General features: G+C 59.1%; 9 protein-coding genes and 4 tRNA genes. All 13 read left to right on the top strand.

Going from position 1 to position 14179, the window contains the following annotated elements; all coding sequences use genetic code 11:
• The first annotated feature begins 173 nt into the window (after window positions 1–173).
• The 13 genes from LPA34_RS25510 (at window position 174) to rpoC (ending at window position 14094) form a co-directional block, all read left to right on the top strand.
• Window positions 174–259: transfer RNA gene (locus LPA34_RS25510), tRNA-Tyr, on the top strand.
• Window positions 260–297: 38 nt separating this feature from the next.
• Window positions 298–371 (top strand) — tRNA-Gly (locus LPA34_RS25505).
• 15 nt (window positions 372–386) lie between these two features.
• Window positions 387–461, top strand: a tRNA-Thr gene (locus LPA34_RS25500).
• 63 nt (window positions 462–524) lie between these two features.
• On the top strand, window positions 525–1715 hold the full coding sequence (gene tuf / locus LPA34_RS25495) for an elongation factor Tu (RefSeq protein ID WP_063497539.1): 1191 nt from the start codon (window positions 525–527) through the stop codon (window positions 1713–1715).
• Between the two features lie 66 nt (window positions 1716–1781).
• Window positions 1782–1857: transfer RNA gene (locus LPA34_RS25490), tRNA-Trp, on the top strand.
• Between the two features lie 36 nt (window positions 1858–1893).
• Complete coding sequence (gene secE / locus LPA34_RS25485; protein WP_228983643.1) at window positions 1894–2274, top strand: preprotein translocase subunit SecE; 381 nt, start codon at window positions 1894–1896, stop codon at window positions 2272–2274.
• A gap of 1 nt (window position 2275) precedes the next feature.
• Window positions 2276–2833 carry a transcription termination/antitermination protein NusG gene (gene nusG, locus LPA34_RS25480; protein WP_027797944.1) on the top strand — a complete coding sequence of 186 codons (558 nt, stop codon included), beginning with the start codon at window positions 2276–2278 and terminating at the stop codon, window positions 2831–2833.
• A gap of 152 nt (window positions 2834–2985) precedes the next feature.
• Entirely contained in the window at window positions 2986–3417 is a 432-nt protein-coding gene (rplK, locus tag LPA34_RS25475; RefSeq protein WP_025496715.1) for a 50S ribosomal protein L11, read from the top strand.
• Complete coding sequence (rplA, locus tag LPA34_RS25470) at window positions 3418–4116, top strand: 50S ribosomal protein L1 (RefSeq protein ID WP_228983641.1); 699 nt, start codon at window positions 3418–3420, stop codon at window positions 4114–4116. It abuts the gene before it with no gap.
• 303 nt (window positions 4117–4419) lie between these two features.
• The gene (gene rplJ, locus LPA34_RS25465; protein WP_228882685.1) at window positions 4420–4917 is read left to right on the top strand and encodes a 50S ribosomal protein L10; all 498 of its coding nucleotides are present in this window, start codon (window positions 4420–4422) and stop codon (window positions 4915–4917) included.
• Window positions 4918–4980: 63 nt separating this feature from the next.
• Window positions 4981–5355, top strand: coding sequence for a 50S ribosomal protein L7/L12 (gene rplL / locus LPA34_RS25460; protein ID WP_228882677.1), 375 nt, complete (start codon window positions 4981–4983; stop codon window positions 5353–5355).
• 372 nt (window positions 5356–5727) lie between these two features.
• Window positions 5728–9834, top strand: coding sequence for a DNA-directed RNA polymerase subunit beta (rpoB, locus tag LPA34_RS25455; RefSeq protein WP_228983639.1), 4107 nt, complete (start codon window positions 5728–5730; stop codon window positions 9832–9834).
• 21 nt (window positions 9835–9855) lie between these two features.
• The gene (rpoC, locus tag LPA34_RS25450) at window positions 9856–14094 is read left to right on the top strand and encodes a DNA-directed RNA polymerase subunit beta' (protein WP_228983638.1); all 4239 of its coding nucleotides are present in this window, start codon (window positions 9856–9858) and stop codon (window positions 14092–14094) included.
• Window positions 14095–14179 lie beyond the last annotated feature (85 nt).

The following is a 14179-nucleotide window of genomic DNA, read 5'->3' as shown; positions in this document are numbered from 1 at the left end:
TGTGAAAGTAGGTAATCGTCAGGCTCCCCAGCAGCAACAGAAACCCCACCCCAAAAAGGTGGGGTTTCTGCGTTTACACCGCCATCACTTATAAGTGAGAACTAGTGGGTTTGGAACAGTCAGGCAGCGCTTGACAACAAGATGATGTTCCCCCACAATCATCAGTTCTCTGCGGAGGGGTGCCCGAGTGGCTAAAGGGGGCAGACTGTAAATCTGTTGGCTTACGCCTACGTTGGTTCGAATCCAACCTCCTCCACCAGAATGCAAGTTGAAGCAGTTGGGAATCGATGGGCCAGTGCGGGTGTAGCTCAATGGTAGAGCAGAAGCCTTCCAAGCTTACGACGAGGGTTCGATTCCCTTCACCCGCTCCAGCGTCAAGAAGTAGCGCCCATGTGGCTCAGTGGTAGAGCACTCCCTTGGTAAGGGAGAGGTCGGCAGTTCGATCCTGCCCATGGGCACCAGCGGTAATCGGTGATTGTTTGCGCCCGGCGCAACGTACGGAAAAATCCTCTTAGGAGTCGAAAATGGCCAAAGGCAAGTTTGAGCGGACCAAGCCGCACGTGAACGTCGGCACGATCGGTCACGTTGACCACGGCAAGACCACGCTGACGGCAGCGATCACGACGGTGCTGACCAAGAAGTTTGGTGGCGAAGCGAAGGCGTACGACCAGATCGACGCGGCGCCGGAAGAAAAGGCGCGTGGCATCACGATCAACACAGCGCACGTTGAGTATGAAACGGCGAACCGCCACTACGCGCACGTCGACTGCCCGGGCCACGCTGACTATGTGAAGAACATGATCACGGGCGCAGCGCAGATGGACGGCGCGATCCTGGTGTGCTCGGCTGCAGACGGCCCGATGCCGCAAACGCGTGAGCACATCCTGCTGGCGCGTCAGGTCGGTGTGCCGTACATCATCGTGTTCCTGAACAAGTGCGACATGGTGGACGACGCCGAGTTGCTGGAACTCGTCGAGATGGAAGTGCGCGAGCTGCTGTCGAAGTACGACTTCCCGGGCGACGACACGCCGATCATCAAGGGTTCGGCCAAGCTGGCGCTGGAAGGCGACACGGGCGAGCTGGGCGAAGTGGCGATCATGAACCTGGCTGATGCGCTGGACACGTACATCCCGACGCCGGAGCGCGCAGTGGATGGCGCGTTCCTGATGCCGGTGGAAGACGTGTTCTCGATCTCGGGTCGCGGCACGGTGGTGACGGGTCGGGTTGAGCGCGGCGTGGTGAAGGTCGGCGAAGAAATCGAAATCGTGGGTATCAAGCCGACGGTGAAGACGACCTGCACGGGCGTGGAAATGTTCCGCAAGCTGCTCGACCAGGGTCAGGCGGGCGACAACGTGGGTATCCTGCTGCGCGGCACGAAACGTGAAGACGTGGAGCGTGGCCAGGTGCTGGCCAAGCCGGGTTCGATCAACCCGCACACGCACTTTACGGCTGAGGTGTATGTGCTGAGCAAGGACGAAGGTGGCCGTCATACGCCGTTCTTCAACAACTATCGTCCGCAGTTCTACTTCCGTACGACGGACGTGACGGGCTCGATCGAGTTGCCGAAGGACAAGGAAATGGTCATGCCGGGCGACAACGTGTCGATTACGGTGAAGCTGATCAACCCGATCGCGATGGAAGAAGGCCTGCGCTTCGCCATCCGTGAAGGTGGCCGTACCGTCGGCGCCGGTGTCGTCGCAAAGATCCTCGAGTAAGCCAGTTACTTCTCGTAGGTCTTGATGTTTTCGGGGTTGGCGATACCGTCAACCCCAAAATGGTTTAGGGGTATAGCTCAACTGGCAGAGCGTCGGTCTCCAAAACCGAAGGTTGGGGGTTCGATTCCCTCTGCCCCTGCCAAATTCTCGCGCCGCATGTGGCGCACGTTAAGGTGTTATGGCGAATCCTTCCGTCGAAACTGTAAATACTTCTGGCGACAAGCTGATGTTGATCGCCGGCGTATTGCTGGTCTTGGCCGGGTTCGTGGGGTTCTTCTGGCTTGGCGGCCAGGAATGGTACATCCGCGGAGCGGCTCTGGCTGTTGGCGCTATCGCTGGTGTCGCAGTCGGTCTTGTCTCTGCCCCCGGTAAGGGTTTCATCGCCTTCGCCAAGGACTCGTACAAGGAAGTTCGCAAGGTTGTCTGGCCGACTCGCAAAGAGGCGACGCAGACGACTCTCGTGGTCTTCGGGTTTGTGCTGGTTATGGCGCTGTTTCTCTGGATTAGCGATAAATCCATTGAATGGGTGATTTTCTCGGTGATTCTGGGTTGGAAATGATATGAGCGATACGCCGGCATCTCCGAGTGGTAAACGTTGGTACGTCGTGCACGCCTATTCCGGCATGGAAAAGAGCGTGCAACGTGCGCTTCAGGAGCGCATCGATCGTGCCGGCATGCAGGACAAGTTTGGTCAGATCCTCGTCCCAACCGAAGAGGTTGTGGAGGTGAAGGGTGGCCACAAGTCCGTTACTGAGCGTCGTTTCTTCCCGGGTTACGTGCTCGTCGAAATGGAAATGACCGACGAAACATGGCATCTCGTGAAGAACACGGCGAAGGTGACCGGCTTTGTGGGCGGTGCGCGTAACCGTCCGAGTCCGATTTCCCCGAGGGAAGTCGAAAAGATCATGTCGCAGATGCAGGAAGGCGTGGAAAAGCCACGCCCGAAGACCCTGTTCGAAGTGGGCGAGATGGTCCGCGTGAAGGATGGTCCGTTCACGGACTTCAATGGCAGCGTCGAAGAAGTGAACTACGAAAAATCGCGCGTCCGTGTGTCCGTCACGATTTTTGGGCGGGCAACACCTGTTGAGCTCGAATTCGGGCAGGTCGAAAAGCTGTAAATCAGATTCTACGGGTCTCGCTAGCTGGCGTGACCCGTATTTCGCGCTTACGGTCCGCGCAATGGCCGTTGAGGAGCGTCAGTAGCCTGATTCACGGCGAAAGCGCGCTACCACTCATCTGAACGCTCATGCGTTCCAACGAGGTTTTCCAAATGGCAAAGAAAATCATCGGCTTTATCAAGCTGCAGATTCCTGCAGGTAAAGCCAACCCGTCGCCGCCGGTCGGTCCGGCACTGGGTCAGCGCGGTCTGAACATCATGGAGTTCTGCAAGGCGTTTAACGCGCAGACTCAAGCGATGGAACCGGGTCTGCCGATTCCGGTCGTGATCACTGCATTCGCCGACAAGAGCTTCACGTTCGTTCTGAAGACGCCGCCGGCTACGGTTCTGATCAAGAAGGCAGCGAAGATCGACAAGGGTTCGGCCAAGCCGCATACCGACAAGGTCGGCAAGATCACGCGCGCTCAAGCTGAAGACATCGCCAAAACCAAGATGCCTGACCTTACGGCAGCTGATCTTGATGCAGCGGTCCGCACAATCGCTGGTAGCGCCCGCTCGATGGGCATCACCGTGGAGGGCGTGTAAATGGCCAAGCTTTCGAAGCGTCTGCAAGCATTTGCAGCCAGGATTGATCGCCAGAAGCTGTACGCGATCGATGAAGCCCTGTCGCTCGTGAAGGAATGCGCAAGCGCGAAGTTCGATGAATCGATCGACGTCGCAGTGCAACTCGGCATCGATGCGAAGAAGTCGGACCAGGTCGTTCGCGGCTCGGTTGTTCTGCCCGCAGGTACGGGTAAGTCGGTTCGCGTTGCTGTGTTCGCGCAGGGCGAGAAAGCCGAACAGGCTCGTGCAGCCGGCGCGGAAATCGTCGGTATGGAAGATCTGGCAGAACAGGTCAAGGCCGGTAACCTGAACTTCGACATCGTGATCGCTTCGCCGGACACGATGCGCGTTGTCGGTACGCTGGGCCAGATCCTCGGTCCCCGCGGCCTGATGCCGAATCCGAAGGTCGGTACGGTTACGCCGGATGTGGCTACCGCAGTCAAGAACGCAAAGGCTGGTCAAGTTCAGTTCCGCGTCGACAAGGGCGGTATCATCCACGCGACGATCGGGCGTGCTTCGTTCGAGTCGACGGCTCTGCGTAGCAACCTGAATGCGCTGGTCGACGCACTGCAAAAGGCCAAGCCGGCCACGAGCAAGGGCGTTTATCTGCGTAAGGTCGCGCTGTCGAGCACGATGGGCGTGGGTGTCCGCGTCGATCAGGCAACACTCGCAGCACAGTAAGGAATTCTTCCGTTGCGGCGCAAGCTGCAGCGGGTTTATGGGCTTTGGGCGGTCGTGAGATGGCAGTTTGCATCGAACGGCCGGTTATCAAAGACCGTTGGCGGGATCGCTGCAAGCAGGCGCTCCCTTAATGCAAAGCCAACGCAGATGGCGAACCCGAAATAGTTTTGTAGTGGTGATGCCGGTTGTCGTTCGCAATGCTGCGGACACCCAACTGGCTGAAATACTCCTGACACGTCGGACGCCGTTGTTGAACGCGGTACACAAGGCAACCGCCACGTGTATCGAATCTGGAGGCTAACCGTGCCACTCAACAAAGAAAGTAAGCAGGCCGTCGTCGCTGAGGTTTCCGCGCAAGTCGCGAAAGCCCAGACCGTCGTTCTGGCTGAGTATCGTGGGATTGCGGTTGGCGATCTGACCAAGCTGCGCGCGAAAGCGCGCGAGCAACAGGTGTACTTGCGCGTGTTGAAGAACACGCTGGCGCGTCGCGCTGTCGAAGGTACCCCGTTCGCTCCGCTGGCAGAGCAGATGACCGGCCCGTTGATCTACGGCATCTCGGAAGATGCGATTGCTGCTGCGAAGGTCGTCAATGACTTCGCGAAGGGCAATGACAAGTTGATCATCAAGGCTGGTTCTTTTGACGGCAACGTGATGGACAAGGCCGGCGTGCAAGCGCTTGCCAACATTCCGAGCCGCGAAGAACTGCTCTCCAAGCTGCTCTACGTTATGCAAGCACCTGTTTCTGGCTTCGCGCGCGCTCTGGCCGCGCTGGCTGAAAAGAAACAAGGCGAAGCGGCTTAACGCATTTCAGTTGGGCGTAACTGATCGCTGGCTGTATCCGAATTCAATTTAGGAGTATTTCAAATGGCAATCGCAAAAGATGACATCCTCGAAGCCGTAAGCTCGATGTCGGTTCTGGAACTGAACGAACTGGTCAAGGCGTTCGAAGAGAAGTTTGGCGTGTCGGCAGCTGCTGTTGCAGTGGCAGGCCCGGCAGGCGGCGGCGCTGCAGCCGTTGCTGAAGAGCAAACCGAATTCACGGTCAACCTGACGGAAGTCGGCGCGAACAAGGTTTCGGTCATTAAGGCCGTTCGCGAACTGACGGGTCTCGGCCTGAAGGAAGCGAAGGACCTGGTCGACGGCGCACCGAAGCCTGTTAAGGAATCGGTACCGAAGGCTGCTGCTGAAGAAGCCAAGAAGAAGCTGGAAGAAGCCGGCGCGAAGGCTGAAATCAAGTAAGTTTCAGCGCGCTGTGCGAAGGCTGGCGGTTTTCCACCGCCGGCCTTTTTGTGCTTTTTGGGGACAAAGTTTTTGCCAGAATTTTTCGGTAAAAGCGAGGCCCCAGAAGCCAAAGAAAATCGCCCTTCGGTAACATTGACTGGTGTTTTTCTTTGTCTTCTGAAGCGACTGCAGAAGGCAAGTTTGGTCGGGTAGCGGGCAACACAGGCATCCGCTGCCGTCAGCCAGCGGTTGGTAGCGGCCAACCACCAAGCTTTCAGGCTCGTTCAAGCCATCATCGGACGGCCATCGGGTCTCAGTCGGTGAACACTCGGGTTGTCTCATCAAGGTATCCTGCCTCGACAACAATGCCCGCCGTGATTCGGAGATCGTATGCAATATTCCTTCACCGAGAAGAAGCGTATTCGCAAGAGTTTTGCGAAGCGCCCCATCGTTCACCAGGTTCCTTTCCTGCTGGCTACCCAGCTTGAATCATTCAGCACGTTTCTGCAAGCTGACACGTCGTCGACGCAACGCAAACCGGAAGGTCTGCAAGCCGCGTTCACGTCGGTTTTCCCTATTGTTTCCCATAACGGTTTCGCTCGTCTGGAGTTCGTCAGCTACATGCTGTCGCCGCCGGCATTCAACATCAAGGAATGTCAGCAGCGCGGTTTGACGTACTGCTCGGCCCTGCGCGCGAAAGTGCGTCTCGTCCTGCACGACAAGGAATCACCGAGCAAGCCGGTCGTCAAGGAAGTGAAAGAGCAGGAAGTGTACATGGGCGAAATTCCGCTCATGACGCCGACCGGTTCGTTCGTCATCAACGGTACGGAACGCGTGATCGTTTCGCAGCTGCACCGTTCGCCGGGCGTGTTCTTCGAACACGACAAGGGCAAGACGCACAGCTCGGGCAAGCTCCTGTTCTCGGCACGTATCATTCCTTACCGTGGTTCGTGGCTCGATTTCGAGTTCGACCCGAAGGACGTGCTGTATTTCCGCGTCGACCGTCGCCGCAAGATGCCGGTCACGATTCTGCTGAAGGCCATCGGCCTCACGCCGGAACAGATCCTCGCGAACTTCTTCGTGTTCGACAATTTCACGCTGATGCCGGAAGGCGCGCAGATGGAATTCGTGCCGGAGCGTTTGCGTGGTGAAGTCGCACGTTTCGATATCTCGGATCGTGATGGCAACGTGATCGTCCAGAAGGACAAGCGGATCAACGCCAAGCACATTCGCGACCTCGAAAACGCGAAGACGAAGTTCATTTCGGTTCCGGAGGACTATTTGCTCGGTCGCACGCTGGCGAAGAATGTCGTCGACGGCGAAACGGGTGAAGTCATCGCGAACGCGAACGACGAAATCACCGAGACCGTGCTGGAAAAGCTGCGCGAATCGAAGGTGAAGGACATTCAGACGCTCTACACGAACGATCTGGATCAGGGGCCGTACATTTCGTCGACGCTGCGAATCGACGAAACCGCCGACCGTATGGCTGCACGCATCGCGATCTATCGCATGATGCGTCCGGGCGAACCGCCGACTGAAGAAGCAGTCGAGGCGCTGTTCAACCGTCTGTTCTACAGCGAAGACGCGTACGACCTCTCGAAGGTGGGTCGTATGAAGTTCAATCGCCGCGTTGGTCGCGATGAAATCATCGGACCGATGACGCTGCAGGATGACGACATCCTCGCGACGATCAAGATTCTCGTCGAACTGCGTAACGGCAAGGGCGAAGTCGACGACATCGATCACCTGGGCAATCGTCGCGTGCGTTGCGTCGGCGAACTGGCGGAAAACCAGTTCCGCGCAGGGCTCGTGCGTGTCGAACGCGCGGTGAAGGAGCGTCTGGGTCAGGCTGAAAGCGAAAACCTGATGCCGCACGACCTGATCAACTCGAAGCCGATTTCGTCGGCGATTCGCGAGTTCTTCGGTTCGTCGCAGCTGTCGCAGTTCATGGACCAGACGAACCCGCTGTCGGAAATCACCCACAAGCGCCGTGTATCGGCTCTTGGCCCGGGCGGTTTGACGCGTGAGCGCGCTGGCTTTGAAGTCCGCGACGTGCACCCGACCCACTATGGCCGCGTGTGCCCGATTGAAACGCCGGAAGGTCCGAACATCGGCCTGATCAACTCGCTCGCACTGTATGCGCACCTGAACGAATACGGCTTCCTCGAAACGCCGTATCGCAAGGTCGTGGACAGCAAGGTGACGGATCAGATCGACTATCTGTCGGCGATCGAAGAAGGCCGTTACGTGATCGCCCAGGCGAACGCGGCTGTGGCTGAAGACGGCACGCTGACCGACGAACTGGTGTCGTCGCGTGAAGCGGGCGAAACGCTGATGGTCACGCCGGACCGCATCCAGTACATGGACGTGGCGCCGTCGCAGATCGTGTCGGTGGCTGCTTCGCTGATTCCGTTCCTCGAGCACGATGACGCGAACCGCGCGTTGATGGGGTCGAACATGCAGCGTCAGGCTGTGCCGTGTCTGCGTCCTGAAAAGGCCGTGGTCGGTACGGGTATCGAACGCACGGTGGCAGTCGACTCGGGTACGACCGTTCAGGCATTCCGCGGTGGCGTGGTGGATTACGTCGACGCAGGCCGCATGGTGATCCGCGTGAACGACGACGAAGCCGTTGCTGGCGACGTCGGCGTGGACATCTACAACCTGATCAAGTACACGCGTTCGAACCAGAACACGAACATCAACCAGCGCCCGATCGTGAAGGTCGGCGACATCGTGTCGCGTGGCGACGTGCTGGCTGACGGTGCATCGACCGACCTCGGCGAACTGGCACTCGGCCAGAACATGCTGGTCGCGTTCATGCCGTGGAACGGCTACAACTTCGAAGATTCGATCCTGATCTCGGAGAAGGTGGTTGCGGACGACCGTTACACGTCGATCCACATCGAAGAACTGAACGTCGTAGCTCGCGATACGAAGCTCGGACCGGAAGAAATCACGCGCGACATCTCGAACCTGGCTGAAGTGCAACTCGGCCGTCTCGATGAGTCGGGCATCGTCTACATCGGCGCTGAAGTCGAAGCAGGCGACGTGCTGGTTGGCAAGGTCACGCCGAAGGGCGAAACCCAGCTGACGCCGGAAGAAAAGCTGCTGCGCGCGATCTTCGGTGAAAAGGCTTCGGACGTGAAGGACACGTCGCTGCGCGTGCCGTCGGGCATGAGCGGCACGGTCATCGACGTGCAGGTGTTCACGCGTGAAGGCATTCAGCGCGACAAGCGTGCGCAACAGATCATCGACGATGAACTGAAACGCTATCGCCTCGACCTGAACGACCAGCTGCGTATCGTGGAAGGCGACGCGTTCCAGCGTCTCGCACGTATGCTGACCGGCAAGGTCGCGAACGGCGGTCCGAAGAAGCTCGCGAAGGGTACGAAGATCGAACAGGCCTACCTGGAAGATCTCGACCATTACCACTGGTTCGACATCCGCCTCGCGGACGAAGAAGCAGCCGCACAGCTCGAAGCCATCAAGGACTCGATCGAACAGAAGCGTCACCAGTTCGATCTCGCGTTCGAAGAAAAGCGCAAGAAGCTCACGCAAGGCGACGAACTGCCGCCGGGCGTGCTGAAGATGGTCAAGGTGTACCTGGCAGTCAAGCGCCGCCTGCAGCCTGGCGACAAGATGGCCGGCCGTCACGGTAACAAGGGTGTCGTGTCGAAGATCGTTCCGATCGAAGACATGCCGTACATGGCCGATGGCCGTCCGGCTGACGTCGTGCTGAATCCGCTCGGCGTGCCGTCGCGGATGAACGTGGGTCAGGTTCTCGAAGTGCATCTGGGTTGGGCCGCGAAGGGTCTCGGCTGGCGTATCGGCGAAATGCTGCAGCGTCAGGCGAAGATCGCTGAACTGCGCGAATTCCTGACCAAGATCTACAACGAGTCGGGCCGCGCTGAAGAGCTGGATACCTTCACGGACGACGAAATCGTCGAACTGGCGAAGAACCTGCGCGAAGGCGTTCCGTTTGCCACGCCGGTGTTCGACGGTGCGACGGAAGAAGAAATGTCGCGCGCGCTGGATCTGGCGTTCCCGGACGACATCGCGAAGAACCTCGGCATGACGCCGTCGAAGAATCAGGTTCGTCTGTACGACGGCCGCACGGGCGAGATGTTCGAACGTACGGTGACGGTGGGCTACATGCACTACCTGAAACTGCACCACTTGGTCGACGACAAGATGCACGCACGTTCGACCGGTCCGTACTCGCTCGTCACGCAGCAGCCGCTGGGTGGTAAGGCGCAGTTCGGTGGCCAGCGTTTCGGTGAAATGGAAGTGTGGGCGCTCGAAGCGTACGGCGCATCGTACGTGCTGCAGGAAATGCTGACGGTGAAGTCGGATGACGTGACAGGCCGGACCAAGGTGTACGAGAACCTGGTCAAGGGCGATCACGTGATCGATGCTGGCATGCCGGAATCCTTCAACGTGCTCGTGAAGGAAATCCGCTCGCTGGGTATCGACATCGACCTCGACCGCAACTAATCGGACTACGGAGAGAAGGCAATGAAAGCTCTGCTCGATCTATTCAAGCAAGTCCAACAAGAAGAAGTTTTTGACGCGATCAAGATCGGTCTGGCTTCGCCAGACAAGATCCGTTCGTGGTCGTTCGGTGAAGTGAAGAAGCCGGAAACCATCAACTACCGGACGTTCAAGCCGGAACGCGATGGTCTGTTCTGCGCGAAGATTTTCGGGCCGATCAAGGACTACGAATGCCTGTGCGGCAAGTACAAGCGCCTGAAGCACCGCGGCGTGATCTGCGAGAAGTGCGGCGTTGAAGTCACGCTGGCGAAGGTGCGTCGTGAACGGATGGGCCACATCGAACTGGCCTCGCCGGTTGCGCACATCTGGTTCCTGAAGTCGCTGCCGTCGCGTTTGGGCATGGTGCTCGACATGACGCTGCGCGACATCGAACGCGTGCTGTACTTCGAAGCATATGTGGTGATCGATCCGGGCATGACGCCGCTGAAAGCGCGGCAGATCATGACGGAAGAGGATTACTACAACAAGGTCGAAGAATACGGTGACGAATTCCGTGCCGAGATGGGCGCGGAAGGCGTTCGCGAGCTGCTGCGCGCGATCAACATCGACGAACAGGTCGAGATGCTGCGCACCGAACTCAAGAACACGGGTTCGGAAGCGAAGATCAAGAAGTACGCGAAGCGCCTGAAAGTGCTCGAGGCTTTCCAGCGTTCGGGCATCAAGCCTGACTGGATGGTGCTCGAAGTGCTGCCGGTGCTGCCGCCGGAACTGCGTCCGCTGGTGCCGCTGGACGGCGGCCGTTTCGCGACGTCGGACCTGAACGACCTGTATCGCCGCGTGATCAACCGTAACAACCGGTTGAAGCGTCTGCTCGAGCTGAAGGCGCCTGAAATCATCGTCCGCAATGAAAAGCGGATGCTGCAGGAAGCCGTCGATTCGCTGCTCGACAACGGTCGTCGCGGTAAGGCCATGACCGGCGCGAACAAGCGTCCGCTGAAGTCGCTCGCCGACATGATCAAGGGTAAGGGCGGTCGTTTCCGTCAGAACCTTTTGGGTAAGCGCGTCGACTACTCGGGCCGTTCGGTCATCGTGGTCGGCCCGACGCTCAAGCTGCATCAGTGCGGTCTGCCGAAGCTGATGGCGCTCGAACTGTTCAAGCCGTTCATCTTCAACAAGCTCGAAGTGATGGGTGTCGCAACCACCATCAAGGCTGCGAAGAAGGAAGTCGAGAACCAGACGCCGGTGGTGTGGGACATTCTCGAAGAGGTCATTCGCGAACATCCGGTCATGCTGAACCGTGCGCCTACTCTCCACCGTCTTGGCATTCAGGCTTTCGAGCCGGTGCTGATCGAAGGCAAGGCGATCCAGCTGCACCCGCTCGTTTGCGCGGCGTTCAACGCCGACTTCGACGGTGACCAGATGGCTGTTCACGTTCCGCTGTCGCTCGAAGCGCAGATGGAAGCGCGCACGCTGATGCTGGCGTCGAACAACGTCCTGTTCCCGGCCAACGGCGATCCGTCGATCGTGCCGTCGCAGGATATCGTGCTCGGCCTGTACTACGCGACCCGTGAAGCTGTGAACGCGAAGGGCGAAGGCCTGACGTTCACCGGCGTGTCGGAAGCGCTGCGTGCGTACGAGAACAAGGAAGTCGAGCTGGCCTCGCGCGTCAACGTGCGGATCACGGAAATGGTCCACAACGAAGACACGTCCGAAGGTGCGCCGAAGTTCGTGCCGAAGATCACGCTGTACCCGACTACCGTCGGCCGTTCGATCCTGTCGGAAATCCTGCCGCCGGGACTGCCTTTCTCGGTGCTGAACAAGCCGTTGAAGAAGAAGGAAATCTCGCGCCTCATCAACACGGCATTCCGCAAGTGCGGTCTGCGCGAAACGGTGATTTTCGCCGACCAGTTGATGCAGTCGGGTTTCCGTCTGGCAACGCGCGCGGGTATCTCGATCTGCGTCGACGACATGCTCGTGCCGCCGCAGAAGGAAACCATCGTCGGCGACGCCGCGAAGAAGGTGAAGGAATACGACCGTCAGTACATGTCGGGTCTCGTCACCGCGCAGGAACGCTACAACAACGTGGTCGACATCTGGTCGGCAACGTCGGAAGCGGTCGGCAAGGCGATGATGGAGCAGCTATCGACGGAACCGGTCACGGATCGCGACGGCAAGGAAACGCGCCAGGAATCGTTCAACTCGATCTACATGATGGCCGATTCGGGCGCTCGCGGCTCCGCAGTGCAGATTCGTCAGCTGGCGGGTATGCGTGGCCTGATGGCGAAGCCGGACGGCTCGATCATCGAGACGCCGATTACGGCGAACTTCCGCGAAGGCCTGAACGTGTTGCAGTACTTCATCTCGACCCACGGTGCACGTAAGGGTCTGGCTGATACGGCACTGAAGACGGCAAACTCGGGTTACCTGACGCGTCGTCTCGTCGACGTGACGCAGGATCTCGTCGTGGTCGAGGACGATTGCGGTACGTCGAACGGCGTCGCAATGAAGGCGCTGGTTGAAGGCGGTGAAGTCGTCGAAGCGCTGCGTGACCGTATTCTCGGTCGCGTTGCGGTGGCGGACGTCGTCAATCCGGAAACGCAGGAAACGCTGTACGAATCGGGCACGCTGCTCGACGAAGACGCAGTGGAAGAAATCGAGCGCCTCGGCATCGACGAAGTGCGCGTGCGCACGCCGTTGACCTGCGAAACGCGTTACGGCCTGTGCGCAGCCTGCTATGGCCGCGACCTGGGTCGTGGCTCGTCGGTGAACGTCGGTGAAGCAGTGGGCGTGATCGCTGCACAGTCGATCGGTGAACCGGGCACGCAGCTGACCATGCGTACGTTCCACATCGGTGGTGCGGCATCGCGTGCGGCGGTAGCTTCGTCGGTTGAAGCGAAATCGAACGGTACGGTGCGTTTCACGGCGACGATGCGTTACGTCACCAACGCGAAGGGCGAACAGATCGTCATCTCGCGTTCGGGTGAAGCGATGATCACTGACGACCACGGTCGTGAGCGTGAACGTCACAAGGTGCCGTACGGTGCCACGCTGTTGCAGCTCGACGGCGCGCAGATCAAGGCAGGCACACAGCTGGCCACGTGGGATCCGCTGACGCGTCCGATCATCACCGAGTGGGGCGGTACGGTGAAGTTCGAAAACGTCGAGGAAGGCGTGACGGTCGCGAAGCAGATCGACGATGTGACCGGTCTTTCGACCCTGGTCGTGATCGACGTGAAGCGCCGCGGTTCGCAGGCAGCGAAGAGCGTGCGTCCGCAGGTGAAACTGCTCGACGCAAGCGGCGAGGAAGTGAAGATCCCGAACACCGAGCATTCGGTGCAGATCGGCTTCCAGGTCGGTGCGCTGATCACGGTCAAGGACGGCCAGCAGGTGCAGGTCGGTGAAGTGCTCGCACGGATCCCGGTTGAATCGCAGAAGACTCGCGACATTACCGGTGGTCTGCCGCGTGTGGCCGAACTGTTCGAAGCGCGCTCGCCGAAGGACGCCGGCATTCTGGCGGAAGTCACCGGCACGACGTCGTTCGGTAAGGACACGAAGGGCAAGCAGCGTCTCGTTATCACGGACCTCGAGGGCAACCAGCACGAGTTCCTGATCGCGAAGGAAAAGCAGGTTCTGGTGCACGATGGTCAGGTCGTCAACAAGGGCGAAATGATCGTCGACGGGCCGGCGGATCCGCACGACATCCTGCGTCTGCAGGGTATCGAGGCGCTGTCGCGTTACATCGTGGACGAAGTGCAGGACGTGTACCGTCTGCAGGGCGTGAAGATCAACGACAAGCACATTGAAGTGATTGTTCGTCAGATGCTGCGTCGTGTGCAGATTTCGGACAACGGCGATACGCGTTTCATCCCGGGCGAACAGGTCGAGCGGTCGGACATGCTCGACGAAAACGACCGGATGATCGCGGAAGACAAGCGTCCGGCAACGTACGAAAACGTGCTGCTCGGTATCACGAAGGCGTCGCTGTCGACCGATTCGTTCATCTCCGCGGCGTCGTTCCAGGAAACGACTCGCGTGCTGACCGAAGCGGCGATCATGGGCAAGCGCGACGATCTGCGCGGGCTGAAGGAAAACGTGATCGTCGGCCGTCTGATTCCGGCCGGTACGGGTCTCGCGTTCCACAAGGCACGCAAGAGCAAGGAACTGTCCGACCGCGAGCGTTTCGACCAGATCGCAGCGGAAGAGTCGTTCGAATTCGGCACGCCGGAAACCCCGGCAGCCGAACAGCAGCACTCGGGCGAGTAAGTTCAGCGCGGCGCAAGCCGCCTGGCCTCTCGGCCTGCAAAGCCGTCCGGTTTCGACTGGGCGGCTTTTTTTTTCGCCTGCATCC

Origin of the sequence: Paraburkholderia gardini, assembly GCF_907164575.1 — a bacterium.
In the GTDB taxonomy this organism is placed as follows: Bacteria; Pseudomonadota; Gammaproteobacteria; order Burkholderiales; family Burkholderiaceae; genus Paraburkholderia; species Paraburkholderia gardini.
Note: the sequence above shows the minus strand (reverse complement) of the source record. Positions and strands in the feature narration are given on the sequence as shown.

Coding starts and splice junctions, on each gene's coding strand:
- nusG (WP_027797944.1), top strand. CDS start 2,276: ATGAGCGATACGCCGGCATCTCCGAGTGGTAAACGTTGGTACGTCGTG.
- tuf (WP_063497539.1), top strand. CDS start 525: ATGGCCAAAGGCAAGTTTGAGCGGACCAAGCCGCACGTGAACGTCGGC.
- rplA (WP_228983641.1), top strand. CDS start 3,418: ATGGCCAAGCTTTCGAAGCGTCTGCAAGCATTTGCAGCCAGGATTGAT.
- rpoC (WP_228983638.1), top strand. CDS start 9,856: ATGAAAGCTCTGCTCGATCTATTCAAGCAAGTCCAACAAGAAGAAGTT.
- rpoB (WP_228983639.1), top strand. CDS start 5,728: ATGCAATATTCCTTCACCGAGAAGAAGCGTATTCGCAAGAGTTTTGCG.
- rplL (WP_228882677.1), top strand. CDS start 4,981: ATGGCAATCGCAAAAGATGACATCCTCGAAGCCGTAAGCTCGATGTCG.
- rplK (WP_025496715.1), top strand. CDS start 2,986: ATGGCAAAGAAAATCATCGGCTTTATCAAGCTGCAGATTCCTGCAGGT.
- secE (WP_228983643.1), top strand. CDS start 1,894: ATGGCGAATCCTTCCGTCGAAACTGTAAATACTTCTGGCGACAAGCTG.